Genomic DNA, 17,247 nt, shown 5'->3' with positions numbered 1-17,247 from the left:
CCAGTTTGGCATAATATCATTTCGTTAAATCCTAATTTAACGTAATAACGCGCGTATATAAACGATATAAACTAAAGTTTTATTCTAAACGCTCTTTTCCAAGATTAAACGCAACATAAAATGATACAGGTGCATTTAGTCTGAGAATAATTATAATATGTTTATCAGCATCCATGGTGATTAATTGCCATGGATTTTTCTTTGAATATATTCCCGATTCCAAATAAAATAAACATGGACTTTATTTTCTTGGTCCGTAAAATATAGCATTTCGGATATCAACGATCATATGACAGTCGTTTACTTTATTTAATGGAGGTAATGAATTATGTCTCATATGACACTTGATGACCGAGTTACTATTCAGGAAGGTCTTGATTCTCAGCAAAGCTGTAATGCTATTGCTAAAAAGATCGGTAAAAATCGTTCCACTGTTACACGAGAAATTGAAAAGCACAGGGTTTGTAAAGGCAAGGTAAGCGAAGGCTCCAAAGCACCGTGTGTGCATGCAAAAACATGCACAATAATGGGATTATGTAAGGATATACGCTGCTTTAATCGTTGTTGTCAGTGTATTAACTGCATCAGTCTTTGCGAAAAGTATGAACCGGCAGAATGCAAAAGGCTTGCCAGAAGTCCTCATGTCTGTAATGGATGCAATAATAATACTATCTGTAAATATGAAAGGTATTATTACTATGCTTCCTATGCTCATAATGACTATCAGGACACTTTAATCAGCTCAAGGGAAGGCATCAACCAGGATCCTGAATCTTTAAGCAAGCTGGATGCACTTGTATCTCCTCTGATTCAGAAGGGACAGTCTATCGCGCATGTTTTTTCTACGCATGAGGTCGATATAGGTTGCAGCCGGAGTACTATCTACAGATACGTTAATGACCGTATACTTACTGCACGCAATATTGATCTACCACGGAAGGTAAAGTATAAAAAGCGCAATGATTCTGATGTCCACAAGCTAACTAATGAAGAACGTTTAGTAGTTCTTTCCAGAAACTATGAGCGTTTTCAAAAATATGTCGAGTCAAATCCTGATATCGATGTTGTTGAAATGGACACAGTTGTAGGGACCATTTCTTCTCATAAGGTTATCCTTACTCTTCTCTTTCGCTCATGTAATCTTATGCTGATGTTCCTTTTGGAGAATAAGACACAGGAATCTGTCGTAGAAGCTTTGAACTGGCTCTGTGATGAACTTGGCATTGAACTTTTTAAAGTCCTGTTTCCAGTGATTTTGACCGACAGGGGGACAGAATTTCTAAATCCTGAAGCGATTGAATGTGACAGATATGGAGAAATCAAGACGCGCCTGTTCTACTGTGATCCACAGTGTTCCTGGCAGAAAGGTGCTCTTGAAAAGAATCATGAATTTATCAGGTATGTTCTTCCAAAAGGCACTTCATTTGACCGTTTTTCGCAGGATGACATTACTCTTCTAACGAATCACATCAACAGTCTGGCAAGGGATAAATTCCATGGAAAAACGCCGTATATGCTGTCTACTATCCTAATTGATAACAAGCTCCATGAAGTCATGAAGCTTGTTGAAATCAAGCCGGATGATGTTTTCCTTAAACCAGCACTTTTGAAAAAGTACAGATAAAATCATCCTTGTTCATCAGGCAGTTGGCGTTACCGGATGAACTGCTTAAGACTATCATAGGACACGTGTCATCCGAAATGCAACATAGTGATAGTATTAGCCGATGTGTTGCATTTACTCTAAGAATTTCCGAGCAAGACATCTTTTTTGCATGCCCAAAAACAGAAAAACTACTCCCCAAAGGCATAAAAAACAGAGCATAAATGCTTGAAAACACTGGCTTTCGTTGCATTTAGCCCTGGATATAATTTTTAGCTTATTTTGTTGCGTTTACTCTGATTTTTAACGTATAAACGATATAACGCTAATTTATATACTAGAAAAAAGTTCAATCCCTAGTATTTATCGGCATTAGGACGAACTTGTTTTCTAATTGTATTTTACCATACAAAGTATGAATGTCAATTTATGTTGCGTTCATAGAATGAACTTGCTTATGTCTATTTTAAATCAAGATATGCCTCCATTAATTTGACAAGTTTAGAACAATTTTCATTTGTTTTTTGTTTTACATCATTACGTATCAAATGATCATTATTATGATCATAGGGATTTCTCGCTGATGTGATACTATCTATAAGAGGGCGGAATTCTTTCTTGCTCATTTTGAAAACATCATTAAAACAATCATCATATTCTTGTGCTAGAATTTGCGCTAATCCACCTGTTGTTGTTCCATTAAGAAGTGTTATTTGTGAAGGGTCAATCTCGTAAACCCCTACCTTTTTTTTCATATCTTCAACTTGCTTTTTAGCAGAAAGGATATAATCACCGATAGTCATATAACCTCCATGTCCTCTAGGGGAATCATCTTCTTTAACATACGCTTTTTCTAATTCTTCTTCCCAATTGTTTCCATACTTTCTCTGAAGACCTTCTGCGCCAACTAATCTCATCAATTTTTCGGTACGATTCCACAAAGGATAAAAGTCTATAACCTGTTCTTTCATCACCATATATTGACGAAAATACTTTGAAACGGTTTTATACCCAGTATCTTCGGTTCCATCAATCAATCCATAGTTTTTCAGGCGACTAATTTGTTTTGGTGTTGCATCGTCTCCTATAGGTCCCAACACTACTTGATATAGAGTATTTAGTAGGTTTTGATCTTTCAATAAAGTAAAAAACCTTTGGAATTCTCCATAAAATGCTTCTTGATTATCGTCAAAAATCTCCGATAAGGATTTTTCTTCACCGTTTTCAAGCGAATTAATGTAATGAAACGATAAAATATCCATCCAATATGGGATCTTTCCTGTTATCTCTAAATATTCTTCCTTCATATTCGGAGTAACCTGAACACCAATAGATTCCAAATTTTTAAAATATTTATCAAATTCGTCATCTGTATAGACAGACAAAAACACATTAAGAAGTATATTGCTAAAATTTGAAACATCGAAGCCTACACCAGCTTCTAGTTCTGCCATAAGGTGTCTAGACAGGAATAGAAATCCAATTTTATTCTCAGGCTGATAAGCTAATTCCCTTAAGACAAAAAAACCTTCTGGATAATCGGCAAATAATTTCTTCGAATAATCAAATTCATCTATTATACAAATAACCCTATAGTCCATTTCTGAAACGATTATTTTAAAGAAACCACGTACTTTTTCTCCGCCATCATCAATTATTTGTGAATCAAAGATCCTTTTGTATCTACGGTCTAATTTGGTTGTTGTATTATCTAAATCATCTAATATGTCATAAGCTTGTGTTGCTAAGTCTTCGAAAAAGGCCTGTGGAGACTTATACCGGTACATTACCAATTTTATTACCATAATCTTTTCTTTTAAGAGAATGGGTGCATCTTTTTCTAACAGGTTATATGCCAGAGAAGATTTTCCCATCCTCTGCATACCAACAAGCCCTAATGAACCATATGAATTATTATTCAAAAGGCGAGCTCTCACATCATTTTCTGCTTTATTACGATTGATGTAACGCTGAGTATTTATTACATTACCAAAATCTGCAAATATATTTTCCATATGGCACCTCTTTTTATCAATTCATATTTAGCCACTCACGGAAGAATGGTATAAGTATTTTACATTTATTTGCTTGTTTTTTTACAACTGCCCTGTTTATCAAATCATCTATCAAAATGTCTTTATTTTGAGAATGTAATTCATCTAACTCAGCCCATTCACTGTTTTTAGTCAAATGAGCAATTTCCTGTAGTATTTCGTAACATTCTCTTTCTGTTCCGGAGTTATCTCCTTTACTAATTAGATTATCAAACAAGGAAATGTCAGCCTCTTCAAGAAGCAGTAACTTCACTTTTTCTGCAAGGGCATTTGTTACACGAATTCTTTTATCGATATTCATTTGTTTTACAAGTCTATCACAGTACAATTGAATATAATATGGCTGACCAAAAAACCAGCTGGCAATTAAGTCTACACTGTTCTCTAAAAACCTCGTCTCCCCATTACTTAAGCGTAATGGTTCTTCAATAAGTTTTTTTACACTTGCATCATCTAATCTATCAACTCTGATTGGTTGGGTCACTTGAAATTGATTTTGAAAAGCTTTAATAAAATTGGGCATTGTATCCTGTCCAATGAGTACCGCCTTAAATAAATTTGCTTCTAATAATTTTTTCCATGTGTCCATAAAGTCTGCAATTTGACGGTAATCTTCATCTATATATTTATATAGATGTGTAAACTCATCAATCATTAATAGTATGTCCTTTTTCAGAGGCTTGCAGATCTTTCTTCGTACAAATCGCATAAACGATACAAAATCCTCATCCTCGTCTATAGAATAAGCATACACTTCATCAATGAGTTCTTCACTTATTGAAGGAATCGGTACTTCTGCCTCAAACAAGTTTTCTACTTGTTCTCCTATCCCATTTTGAATGTTTCTATAGATATTGCGTGTCGTTCTTGCTGCACCTACGGAGAATTTTACAATTAAAAATGTACCTTTTAACCGATACTCTAAAAAGTTTGCAATTGAGCTTTTTCCACATCTTTTTTGACCGAATATTATTTCACAATCGCTTTTATTATGTATTAAGGCGTTTTCTAAAGTATCCATTAAAACATCACGTCCCACGAAAATATCCGGTTGAGATGCATCAATGGAATCACCGGTTTTGTATGGACTCACTATAGGGGTAAATACTTCTTTTGAAGAAGTAATAGTCATAAGTGACTCCAGACGTTTTTTCTCATTATCATGATCAATATAGGTAATTATGAGTTTAATGGTATACGTTTCACCTTGGTTTGGTATTTCAAATTCTTTGGAAGCGCTTCTTCCGCCCCTTAAGTATTGAGCTATTAGAATATTATCAATAAGCGGAAAGTTTTCAACAGTATAAGCGCTTAATCGAACATCCTTTGCACTTGCACAGTTTTCTTTATTGAAAATTGTAACTGAAATACCTTGCTTGCCTGCTACAACGGAACTGTCGGTATCGGGTATATGAACAGATAGGTCAGGCTGAAGATCATCTTTTGTCTTAACCGATAATTCTGCAATTATAGCTAGAAGATTATTAATTATTTCTAACATAAAATTAATTCCAAAATATGTCGGATATGAATCAACAGTAATGACCAAATCGCTAAGCTGCTTCTGAACATTATCAATAGTAGCTATACGGTTGTCATAATCTTCATAATTATATATCTCAATTCCTTTTTCATAAGAATTGATTAGAGAATCTATATATTTTATATCTGAATCAGAGAGGAATATATTGTTTTTTAATTTTTTAAGATCTGCAAATGTCTCTTCGTTAAAAGCCATACTTGCCTTTATTCTATTGGAAAAGTCTAGTATTGCATTCTCATCTTGCCAGCACTTTTTAGAAATAAATTCAAATAGTTCTTCATAAGTACTAACTTTATCTAATTCACAAACAAAATTAACTAACTGAGAAAACCAAACAGAACTCATTTCTGATTGATCAGTGGATAAAACATCACGAATAAACTTACTCTTGTTTATAAGTAAGATTAATTCTCGCAAAACGCTTTCATCAAAAACACCATCTAGATCCATAATGTTGGATATTAACTTTAATGCTTCTTTTTTTATGTCCTCGGTTTTATCTGGAATTAGAAAATTATGTTGTCTAACTAAGCAAGAAAGATAATTTAGAACATTGCCCTCTCCTTGTTTTCCTGCTCTAATTGCATTTTCTAATGCGAATTCATAACATGCGCATGCGCAATCGAAATAACCATTATTTTGTAACTCTTTCCCCCAACTATTTGCACTATTTCTCAAAAGCTCATAATATTTGAGGGTATTACCATTTAATTGATTTTCAATATACGCAGCTGTTCCAAAAAATCCGGTTCTTTCACGAAGTTTATGCTGGCGAGCGTCTTTTTCTAATCGACCCACATCAGAATCTATGAAATTGCCCTCACTTATTTTACTTTCAGATATTCCTTCAGGCTTTTTTTTGTATCTCTCAAGAAAAAAAGTTTCAAACTTAGAACTAAAATCCAATATAAAATCAAATTGAATATTAGTATATATATCTGTTTGTATAGCATCTTCAGATTTAGATGCAGAAAACCCGCTATTTTTTATTGCTTCAATCTTTTTTTCTAATTCATTTAAAATAATTTGCAAGTTATTATCTTCAATTGTATAAGTTTCAGTCACGTGTCTTATATAAGAAAAAGCCTCATCATATTTACCCATATAAGCATATGCGAATGCTACATATTGAAAACTTTCGTTATTTTGGTAACCATATTTTATGGCCATTTTCATAGCTTCAATGGCATCTTCAAAATATTTGCTCTGATAGAGCAGCACTGCTAACCTATAGAATGCAAATTTTTTTCTTTCTTTTTTATCTGAATTAGAATATATTTCAGTGAGTCGTTTCATTGATTCAATCATATTAGGAATATCTTTGTTTTTATCATACAAAGAATACAATTTCTCGTAGTATGAAGCTTGAACTGATTCACTTTTTAGCTTTACATCGGGTTCATATGTTTCTAAGTTATTGATTGCAACATCAATTCCTTCTGTATAGAGCAAAAGATCTGTATAACTCATTATACAGCTTGCATATTTAGATCCCTTCTTTGTAATTTCGTCTTCAAAAAACGCTTTAGCTTTATCAATATTATTTTCGATACTCCATGCTCTAAGTCCTATTGCATGGGCATCACTTTTTTTAGGCATACCATTCCGGTTATCAACAAACCTTTGATATGTCGCTTCAACATTCTTCTTTAATTCTTTAATTTCTTCGCTATCTGAAAATTTTTCTGATATCTGTGCGACAAATGTATAAGCTTCTTTATATTGTATTTTATTATAGTATCCTTCTATTATTTCTTTAATCTGATCAACGGTTTCTATTTTGCTGTCAGGCTCTATTTCATTTTCTTCAATTGTTTCCCCCATGTTTTTCCGGCATAAATTTATTTTGCCTGTACATTCTTCAATCATATAGCCATATTCAGAGGCTTTTTCGAAGCTTTTTCTTGCCAGTTTCCATTTTCGCTGAATAATATAACATTCGCCGGTTCTATACCAACAATATCCAAGTTTGATTTTATTGTAATATGTGGATTTCAATATTTCTAAAGCATTAAATGCACTTGGCATATCATTAGAATAGAATGAAAAGCTATATTTTTTTTCATAAAAAGCCACTTTTTCGTCTCGATCACACGTTTTGATTTGAGACTGCATACTAAGAGCAACTTTGTTTGCTTCCTTTAAACCATATTCAATTGCTATCATGTTGAGATATGAAAGAATTAGTTCGCCCTTAGAATTGCCATTTGCCATAATAGCAGCATAAAATATTTTTTCTGCCTCTATAGGATTATGCTCATAAATCCATTTAGACATAGCATTACTATATTGTTTTTCATATACTTTTCTACCTGAATCAAAACTATTATATTCGGAATAAAATAACTGAGCTCGAAAATCTAATGCTCTGTACATTGGAGAAGAATCATGTTTTTCTGAAAGATCCGAAAAATATTCTTTTGCTCCTTTATAATTATTACTTCTTCTATATGAATTAAATTCATTCTCTAATTTTTCATAATCAAAAGTTGTGAGATCTTTTTCATCTTGAGTAACATGTTCTTCGATATAGTCTTGATTGGTATGCTTAAATGAATAACTACTATTGCTTAACTGATACTGTCTACTAGAATATACTTCTTCTATAAATGCATATTTATCTTCGGAAGCTAATAATTTTTCTAAAAGAGACGATTTTAAGTAATACCAGTTATTAGTTTCTTCTAATTCATCTATCTTTTTTTCGGATTTAAATAATAATTCAGTATTATTAGATAAATGTATAAAATTTAAAAGGCGTAGCAATACCATGAGTTTGGATCTATTTAGCGATAGGGCTTTAAAATAGATTTCCGTTATCTTATCATCTCTGCCACTTTCACCACTTTTTTCATAAAGCATAGTATACTTTAAGACGCTATTTATGATTTCGTTTGCATTTGCTTTTTCAAAAGTAAATAAAGCATCCAGTAAGTCGAGATATTTGTCCCATTTTTCTGCCTTTCTGCAAATAGTTAACATACCATTAATGCATGTTACCTGACTATATTCATCAGAAGAACATTCTCTAAGCTTCTCAATAAATAAATCTATTTTTTCAACACCCAAATCGTAATCCTCAGTAGCCATACAGGATTTGAAAGCCCATTTAATTGAACGGATGACATTTTGGGGCTCATTTTCTACTGAATTAACAAATAGGAGAAAAGCTTTGCTGAAATTCTTCTCAACTTCATAAGCTACTCTCCCCTTATAATATATAGTATCTTCAGGTTTCACCGAATTGCTGAGTTTCTTGTATCTTTTGATAATTGTTTCTATATATTTAACTGCCAATAACGAACAGATGCTACCATCTCTTTTTTGCTTAAAAAAAGTATGAAGCAAATCGTAGTTTTGATTATTGAAATTTTCTCTACACGTTTCTTTTTCTTCTGCAGTTAGAGAATCTAATCCCTCTAATACCTGTTCAAACTGCTTTCTTTTCTTCCCTTTATTCCTATTTTGTGGTGAGTCTGAGGACGTAATCGAAGATATACTATTAGGCAAATTTTCACCTTTAATTGCTGTCACACTCTTTCCTAAAATGCTTTCATTACATTCTTCAACCTTGACTATTCGTGTAACGTCTATAGATTCCATGCCGTTTTTTGTAATAATACTTAAGGCAAGCGCATCTGCTTCATAAATAACACCATCGTATGTAACATCCCCGCCACAATATATAATCATTCTCTTTCCAACATAGAGTGAAAAATCAAATATGGGTTTTTCTAAGATATTCACTATGTCAGTGAGATCTATTGAAGCATCTGAATTTAATATAATTGTTTGCCCATCAAAGTTTGTAATACTTCCAGAAAAAACTAGATTTGTAGATTTTACCGTTATTAAGACATCTTCACCATTATTTAAAAATTTCATGATACTTGTAATTAATTCTATATCTTTATCATTCATAATGAATTCCTATTAAACATATAATTGTTGCAAAAAGATTAATCTGGGGTGATTTTTAAATCTTATAAATACAATTACTATATGTTGTTCTAAAAATAATAATCTTTCGTAATTATATATAATTGGCTAGCTCCTTGCTTAAATTATATCGTAGATGCAAAGTTCTAAGTATTAAAATGCTATAAAATCCCTATTTTAGAGAAATGATGTAAACGGAAATAATTCATCATTAATTGATGAAAGAGAGGATTCTCATCCTCTCCATCTCTCTCCATGATAATATCATCCATGGATGTATGAAATAGTCTGCCCAATGCATATAGATTATCCACCTTAGGCAAAGAATCACCTCTTAGCCATTTATACACAGACTGTTCTGATTCAAAACCCATAAATTCGACTATATCACGAACTCGTATATTGTTTTTTTTCATCAATTCCCTAATCCTAAGACCAGTTCTTTTCATATCAACTACTGGATAATTCACGATATCCCCTCCCTTCGTAAAATCATAACTAGTTTACAAGGTCGGGAATACTATCATTTAAAGAAAGCAAGTAAGGATTTCCCAACCTGGAATATATAATGTACCACGTTAAGCCCTCCCTTCTATACAAATAAAATAGAGATGGTACCCTACATTTTGGGTAGGAGAGCAATAATATCAATCTGCCACGCAAATGTCAATACCATACTTATATTTATCCTAGCTTCTATGTTTACTTTGCTTTCTATGTATTCGCCATAATTGATGTTAGTTTCTCACAATAGTTTTCATATTCAGCATATCCCTTAAGCAATGCAGTGTTCTTGATTAGAGGCATAAAGCTTTCGAATATACCCTCATCTGATCGTCTAATAATACATGTTACGAGGCATATTCTCGAATTATTGCTATAAAACTCACGCAAATGACTGAGCTTTATTCCTGCGCCTTGAAATATCTTTTTAAATTGGTGTTCCCGAGTATCTAAGAAAGCATACCTACTAAAAAATGGTATCACTGTTTTTAAACGTATATAATTCATTCACAGATATCCTCCTGACTCTAATGCATCATCACCCATCCTAAAAGAACATATGCAGACAGGACAAATCCTGCATAATATGTATGTCCTACTTGCAAAAGCAATATTGCTATAAGCGCGAATGCATCATTTGTAAAAGTACTTTTCCATAATTTATCTTTATCTCTTACATATCCCATAACACAACCAACAAACAAAATTCCCGCCATAAGTGTATGTTCCATCTTTATGAGATAAGCAAATGGTGCAATTATAAGCGCTACCAAAAAAACAGTAATGACAACACCCAATAATGTTGTTGGTATTGCTGATAATTTTGTACCTTTCTCATCACTTGTCCCTTTTTTTTCAGTTGTATATGTGTCTTCTTCTTTAATCACAAGAGAATGATATGAGTTTACAGCTTTCTTTATCATTTTGTAATCTTCAACCTGTTTAGCTGCAGCATAAGCAAGAGCAGCATTATTTATGAGTAATTTGAGCTTACCATTCCCTCTTTCCAAAGATTTTTCTAGACCTGCCTTGCTGATATTCTTTAGGTTTTTGTCTCTTTCTTTCCGATCATACAGTTGTACCGCTTCCATGAATTTTATATATTCATCATGGAAAGTCCTAGTATCCTCAATACTCTCAGAGACTAGCCCTTTATCTGACGCAGTTATAACAGCCTCCGCGTAATAATCTGCTAACTTTAGATAATAAACATCCGGATAATATTCATTATCTTCTGTAGTATAACTTCTGTCATAAAAGGCGGAGGGCATAGACTCATCTGACTTAGTAGATATATAGAATCCTTCGACGATACTGTCATAGTATTTTTCCGATGCATAATACATTTCAAAAAGCCTATTTTTACAGAAACGGAACATATTCATTGCAGCATCATAGTTATTTCTACACTGCAGCTCTTTGGTAAAATCACACATTGTCTGCATCATATGATTCCCTATAAAAGAGCTAGTACTTATATCAAGTGCTTCTTTGCTTTTGGTTATTGCATACATTAAAAACTCATCAGGCAGACTTGTATAATCTGAATAAAATATTTTTATTATTCGAAACAATTCATTATTAAACTGTTCCTCAGTCTCACCCTTATGTGGACCAAGCTCAGCCATCTTATAACTTAGGTTAACACCGTGCATAAACGCTTCTTTGTAGGAGACTTTTCTGGTCTCATAGTCGGTAACAATATAATAAGAACCATCGACTTCATCCAGGCCATCATGAAGATTTTCGGGCGTATTATCATCAACTTCTGAAACTTCAACATCCTTAGCTCCAAGAACCATCATCTCCCACTCTTCTGATCCTTCCGATGCAAAATCCGTCCATGAAACATCGCTTATGTCAATCATTTTCGCATTCATATTACTCATAACTACTCCAAATCCGGTATATCCTCCATCTTCACAATTTTTCTATCATCACCGGTTAAACCATCCATTTCAATGCGCCTTATCATATTCTTCCAAATATCTTCTGCAAGGCTTCTCATATCCCTGGCATTTCCAAAGTCTTTTCTGTCCTTTAAGACAGATATCCTCGTACGGATATTAGCCATTACTTCATCACTGCAGATGAGTTTTCTGCTCACTGCACATTTAGAGAAAATCTCACACAGTTCGTTACCGTCATAATCCGGAAATTCTATTATTTCTCCGATCCTTGATCGTAAGCCAGGGTTAGACTCAAGAAACCTATCCATTTCATCTGAATACCCTGCCATTATTACGACGAGTTTGTCCTTGTTATCTTCCATTTCCTTGATAAGGGTAGCTACTGCTTCCATGCCAAAGGTATCCATCTCCCCATTCATAAGGCTGTATGCTTCATCTATAAAAAGGATACCTCCGTAGGCACTGTGGCAAATATCCGCTGTCTTTATGGCTGTGTGTCCCTGATACTGTCCCACAAGATCCGACCTCGATACTTCAATCAGCTGACCCTTCTTAAGAAGACCTATTTCATGGAGTATCTGCCCGAACAACCTTGCAACAGTCGTCTTTCCCGTTCCCGGATTTCCTGTAAATACCATATGCATATTTATTGGAAGATCTGTATCAGTTACGCCTTCCTCCATCCTGTATTTGGCAATTGCAACTACTGTTTCTATTTCCTTCTTCACGCTGCCAAGGCCTATTAGATTTTGAAGCTCATCAAGTGCCCTCTTTGCCTTCTCCTCAGGAGGTATGTCATCACTATTGTTAAAATCAGTAGCCGTAAGGATCGATAACTCATGTTCATTTACATCCCCTTTGGAGAAATTACGTGCTTTATTTAAGATGGCTGTTTCTATGATGTTCCTCGCAGTTCTGGCATTTCCAAAACTCTCACCAAGCATCTGCCTTCCTATGTTTTCAGCAAAGGCTCTCATTCCATCTTCCGATATGATAAAGTGCCTGTCTGCAGCAACATTTTCTGCTATATCCAGAAGCTCATCCACTGAATAATCAGGAAATTCTATTGTCCTGGAAAACCTGCTAAGAAATCCTGTATTTGTCCTGATGAATTCATCCATTTCTTTTTTATATCCTGCAAGAATTACCAGGAGCTTTCCTTTGTTGTCTTCTATCCCTTTTACCAGGGCATCCACGGCTTCCTGCCCAAAGGAATCACTGTTATCTGTCTTAAGGGAATATGCCTCGTCTATGAATAGAACGCCACCAAGTGCATCTTCTATCAGCTCACTTACTCTTATGGCTGTCTGCCCCTGATATCCCTTGACGATGTCTGCCCTGCTTACTTCTACAAGATGTCCCTTTGAAAGTATTCCAAGTTCTTTATATATCTCTCCAATCAACCTTGCTACAGAAGTCTTTCCTGTTCCCGGATTTCCGATAAATATGAGGTTTTCAAGGATTCCCTCTTCTTCTATCCCCAATTTTTCCTCCCTGAATCTGTTAAATTCAATCTGGGAAGCGACATCCAACATATACCTCTTTAAGCAGTCTATTCCTACAAATCCTGATAGCTTTTCAGTTATCATGAATCTGTATTCTGTTTTATGGTTATCCGCTAAAAGAGGCTTCAGGTCACAACTCCTATTAAAACTTGTTTTTCCTATGGTTTCATGATCCTCATCTGTAAGTTCCAAAGAAATCCTTCCGTCCTTTTCATAAGTCATGCAGTATCTGATAGCAGCGTTTCTTCCATACTTTTTCCTAAGTTCCATCCTGCATATACCTATAGGCGTGGCAAAGCGGATATCCTTATCCTCACCTCCCATTACCCTGATTGATATAGCTTTCTGGTGTTCAACCCTTGTATAGAACTCATCTCCGCCGGTTGCAGGGAGTGTACTTCCTTTCGGGATTAGAACCTGTAATTCGTTTTTGCCATTTTCGCCGACAATCACAACGCCTACGGAATATTCTGTTTTTATATTGTTCTTGTCAGCACTCATGGTAATTTTTCTCCAAACATTATCTCTTTTTTGTGTCTGTATTTGCTTTACTATTCTGTTTCTCATCATATGATATGTATTTTGGAATTTCTCTTCCCTCTTCCCTTGCGGTTTCCAACCACTCTTCTATAATTTTCTCCGAGTTTTGAACAGCCTCTTCCGGAGTATTTCCATCTGTTATACATCCTGGAAGTTCATTTACAATGCATATATATAAGTGGTCTTTCTCAGACCAGAAAATGGTTCTTGAAAATCGATAATTATCTTTCATTTTTAAAACCTCTGTCTGTTGTGGTTCCGTTTGCATCACCTGATTTTTGCCTATTTCTTATGTGCATCATATTACTGATAAATGAATTTTTCTATGAACCAGCAGTTCATAGTTTTATCAATGACTACGGAGTACACTTTCTGCATTAGTAATTATTTTTCTATGATTTTATGAGGTTTAGTTATGTTTGAAACAGATGACAAAAGTGTCCTACTGGATGCCTATAATAAAATCGCATCCAGTATTTCCAAGCGACCTGTTGCCAAGGATAAGTACATGGACATACGTGCCGAGATAATAAAAAGGATTGATAAGTCGCTTTTGGTATCTCGTGATATTTATTTTACGGAATTAGAAAAACAGCATATCTTAAAGGAATGTAAGAGTACATATAAAGATTACTGTGGCTTTATAAACGGCAATCCAACTGCAAAGACAACACAGTTAATAGAAAGAAAAAATGCTCTTTTGGATCTTATGATTTCTTTTGAAATACAGAGCATTTTAAGATTTAAGAACGGTCTTGGAGAGGATCTATATCTTGATTTAAGAAGTATATTTTCAAATAGAAAATACAAGGCAAGACTTATGAAGGATTCGGTTCAGGTTATTCTTAAAGATGCTGTTGATGATCCTGAATTATCTGCAATAAAGAAAGTACAGCTTTTCTATACAACCAGAGCTGGAAAGAAATTTCATTTGCAGGGATGTCCATACTGTGCCGGAAAAATGCTCTGCGCAGAGTATGAGTACATGCTTATTGATAAGCGCATAAAGCCATGCAGATGTGTAACTAAAAACAACGAAATTATTAAGGAAAAGAAATTAAAGGAACAGGAAGAACAGTATATTACTGCATTTGTGGATGAATCCCTACGTGATAACACCGGTCATTATTTCGATGAAACCCTAGGTATGAAGCAGAACGTCTTCAGCATACTGATGTGCAAAGGAATGCTGAGAAATGAGCATTCAGTCACAGAAAATGGCATTATAGGCCAGTATATACATGTTGCAGAAAGAACCGAACAACTGCAATACACAACTATTGAAGCGATTGGCACAGTAATGCTAAAGGCGTCTCTTACGGGCTTTAGCAAAAACCTGATCATTTATACCGATAACCAGGGTGTATGCAATACATGGCGAAAAATTCCTGCACTTGAATTCCTCGCTAGATCTTTTTCTACAGTAAAGATACGCTTTATAAGAAGGGAAAAGAACAAATTGGCAGATCATCTCATCAGAGATAATGACATAATCGTGATCTCGAAGGAAAAGACAAAAAAACTTTTAGAAATCTATTCAAGTTCACAGGAACAAAAGTCTTATAAAAAGAATGATTGGTAAAGTAAGCTACCGCTAAAACCAGACTCAAGGAGATTTTTTGAATGGATTATATATTAGATACCGCCATGGAATAGCATAACATTTAGGATGTCGCCGAGAATGTTCACAGTGGTTGCGATATAAATAGCAAGAGGAGAACGCCTGGCATCGCCGTCAAGCTGCATGACCGGATGAAGCACCGGTGTCATCATAACAGGAATCATCGACGGAGCCATCCAAAACAGATAGTCTTCCGCCATTTTTATCGTATTCTCTGAATGTGCGTTGAAATGACACAGCAACGCGACAGAAAAACTCCGAAACACAGTAAATAGCAGTATAAATACAAGAGCGGCTGCAAGCCCTGTGAATAACAGCTGAAAAACACGGCGCCGTGCAGTCTCCAATTTTCCGTGTCCCAAATCTTCTCCTATGTTCAGTTGTGCAACAGTTCGCAGGAGTACCACGACAATGTTGATAAAGGAATACAGAGGTACGATTAGCCCAAACGCCGACATGGCCGCTGCTCCCAGGAAGTGTCCGATAATCACCCCATCCACAGCGGTGTTCAGCATGACCGTGAAAAATCCAAAGAAACTGTATCGCACGCTGCGGTGGAACATTTTCGATAATACATGATTGCCATTCAGCTCTGAAGCCATTTATTCCTCCCGGATTTCACCTTTGATTGCGCGCATATCGCTCCTAAGCTTCTTCTGTTCTTCACCTGCCATGACAAATTCGCAGTATTCCGCAGATCCGACAGAAGATACGGCAGTCTGCACCCTCATGACCGATACAATACAGCTATACTTTTCGCACAGTCTGCAGATTTCTTCTCTATCCAGGAGCCTTGTCTTGAAATCAATAGCAAAACTGCGCTGATTGTCCTTAGCGTCGCCAATCTGTCCTGTCGCAAGTTCGCCGTAAAGACTGATTATATCTTTTCCCTCGATGGCGGCAGAAATATCTGACATCAATGTATAGCGTGGATTGATCTCAATGATGTACCATTTTCCCTGAGAAAAGATCAGGTCTGCCTGTGCAAAACCATTCAGTCCGTATAGATCTGACATCCTAATCATTTCTGCTTTTAAATGCGGGATGTGGTACTTCTCATCTGTCACAGGCCCTTCCTTAACAATGTCAAGACCTTCTGCGGTCGCATCTCCATCCACGGAAAAAATCACCGGCTCCGTAACATGATAATGCCCCTCTGCTCCGTATATCTCAATCCCGAAAATCTCCCCATCAATCTGTTCTTCGACAAGTATGTCCGAGTCAAGTTTCCATTCATCAAGCACCTTTACGGCGTCATCAAAATTATGTGAGACAGTGAATCCAACCGCCCCCGAGAATACTGTCGGCTTGATAACGACCGGAAAACGGAGTTTCCTTATCTCACGGAAAATAAACTCCCGATACGCATTCTGCGGAATAGACGGGTCAGTAACATGCACATGAAAAAGGCTGCTTTGAACCATAATGCTTCCGGCAACATTAAAACCATTTCTGCGAAGAAAATCTGTACATTTTTCCTTTTGAAAAGATTCAAGAGCAAATCTGGTGCTGTGCGAGATAGTCTTAATCCCCCTCCTGCGGAGCTCTTTCAGGAAAGAACTGTATTCCATCGATTCTCGGCGGTGGCAGCTCATTTCTTCCGGAACAGTAAAAAACTATTTGCTTCATTTTTATTGCCTTTCTCATACAGTTTTATCGCAAGATAAATCATCACCTTTGATATATCCTACTTTTCCCTATTCACAGCCTGTAAAAACGCTGTGCTCACAACCAGGTAAATAATGTAAGTGATCAGTGTTCCAAAGCATATATCAGAAAGAAAATGGTTTGTCATATGAATTCTGTTATAGCCGTAAAGCACAACAAAGCATGCTGCAATCACAAAACAGACAATATTCTTTTTCTCTGAACGTTTTTTAAGAACATCCGAGAGCATTGGCAGCGAAAACATCATGCTTGCTATTGTCATATTTCCACTGGGCCAGCTCTTATAACTGTCATTTGATCCGGCGAGATTAGGAATCATCTGCCACCAGTTCCTGAACTCCGACATAGGGTCATCAAGGG

At 35.5% G+C, this 17,247-nt stretch carries 11 protein-coding genes; 2 read left to right on the top strand and 9 right to left on the bottom strand.

Annotated features, from left to right (window positions below):
• Positions 1 to 328: 328 nt before the first annotated feature.
• Positions 329 to 1,624, top strand: coding sequence for an IS30 family transposase (locus tag BMW61_RS13930; RefSeq protein WP_091823030.1), 1,296 nt, complete (start codon positions 329 to 331; stop codon positions 1,622 to 1,624).
• Between the two features lie 440 nt (positions 1,625 to 2,064).
• Here BMW61_RS13930 and BMW61_RS13925 read toward each other — a convergent pair whose 3' ends face one another.
• The 6 genes from BMW61_RS13925 to BMW61_RS13895 form a co-directional block, all read right to left on the bottom strand.
• Positions 2,065 to 3,618 (bottom strand): hypothetical protein, encoded by a 1,554-nt coding sequence (locus BMW61_RS13925; RefSeq protein ID WP_091823027.1) that lies wholly within the window; start codon positions 3,616 to 3,618, stop codon positions 2,065 to 2,067.
• Positions 3,619 to 3,634: 16 nt separating this feature from the next.
• Entirely contained in the window at positions 3,635 to 9,121 is a 5,487-nt protein-coding gene (locus tag BMW61_RS13920) for a tetratricopeptide repeat protein (RefSeq protein WP_091823024.1), read from the bottom strand.
• Positions 9,122 to 9,300: 179 nt separating this feature from the next.
• The gene (locus tag BMW61_RS13915; protein ID WP_091823021.1) at positions 9,301 to 9,609 is read right to left on the bottom strand and encodes a helix-turn-helix domain-containing protein; all 309 of its coding nucleotides are present in this window, start codon (positions 9,607 to 9,609) and stop codon (positions 9,301 to 9,303) included.
• A gap of 561 nt (positions 9,610 to 10,170) precedes the next feature.
• Positions 10,171 to 11,532 carry a hypothetical protein gene (locus BMW61_RS13905; RefSeq protein ID WP_091823016.1) on the bottom strand — a complete coding sequence of 454 codons (1,362 nt, stop codon included), beginning with the start codon at positions 11,530 to 11,532 and terminating at the stop codon, positions 10,171 to 10,173.
• A 2-nt stretch (positions 11,533 to 11,534) separates the two neighbouring features.
• Entirely contained in the window at positions 11,535 to 13,559 is a 2,025-nt protein-coding gene (locus tag BMW61_RS13900) for an AAA family ATPase (protein ID WP_175475214.1), read from the bottom strand.
• Between the two features lie 19 nt (positions 13,560 to 13,578).
• A complete protein-coding gene (locus BMW61_RS13895) occupies positions 13,579 to 13,830 on the bottom strand; it encodes a type II toxin-antitoxin system HicB family antitoxin (RefSeq protein ID WP_091823009.1) in 252 nt (83 codons plus the stop codon).
• Between the two features lie 183 nt (positions 13,831 to 14,013).
• On the opposite strand from BMW61_RS13895, the gene BMW61_RS13890 reads away from it, so the two are divergent.
• A complete protein-coding gene (locus BMW61_RS13890; RefSeq protein ID WP_091823006.1) occupies positions 14,014 to 15,180 on the top strand; it encodes a ribonuclease H family protein in 1,167 nt (388 codons plus the stop codon).
• Between the two features lie 53 nt (positions 15,181 to 15,233).
• Here BMW61_RS13890 and BMW61_RS13885 read toward each other — a convergent pair whose 3' ends face one another.
• The 3 genes from BMW61_RS13885 to BMW61_RS13875 form a co-directional block, all read right to left on the bottom strand.
• Positions 15,234 to 15,821, bottom strand: coding sequence for an MATE family efflux transporter (locus tag BMW61_RS13885; RefSeq protein WP_091823003.1), 588 nt, complete (start codon positions 15,819 to 15,821; stop codon positions 15,234 to 15,236).
• Positions 15,822 to 16,790 (bottom strand): ATP-grasp domain-containing protein, encoded by a 969-nt coding sequence (locus BMW61_RS13880; RefSeq protein WP_175475213.1) that lies wholly within the window; start codon positions 16,788 to 16,790, stop codon positions 15,822 to 15,824.
• Between the two features lie 116 nt (positions 16,791 to 16,906).
• On the bottom strand, positions 16,907 to 17,247 hold a 341-nt coding region (locus tag BMW61_RS13875; RefSeq protein WP_139176331.1), incomplete at its 5' end, for a phosphatase PAP2 family protein.

This window comes from Butyrivibrio sp. ob235 (assembly GCF_900109475.1).
In the GTDB taxonomy this organism is placed as follows: domain Bacteria; phylum Bacillota; class Clostridia; order Lachnospirales; family Lachnospiraceae; genus Butyrivibrio.
The sequence above is the reverse complement of the archived record's forward strand: the minus strand, read 5'-3'. Positions and strand labels throughout refer to the sequence as shown.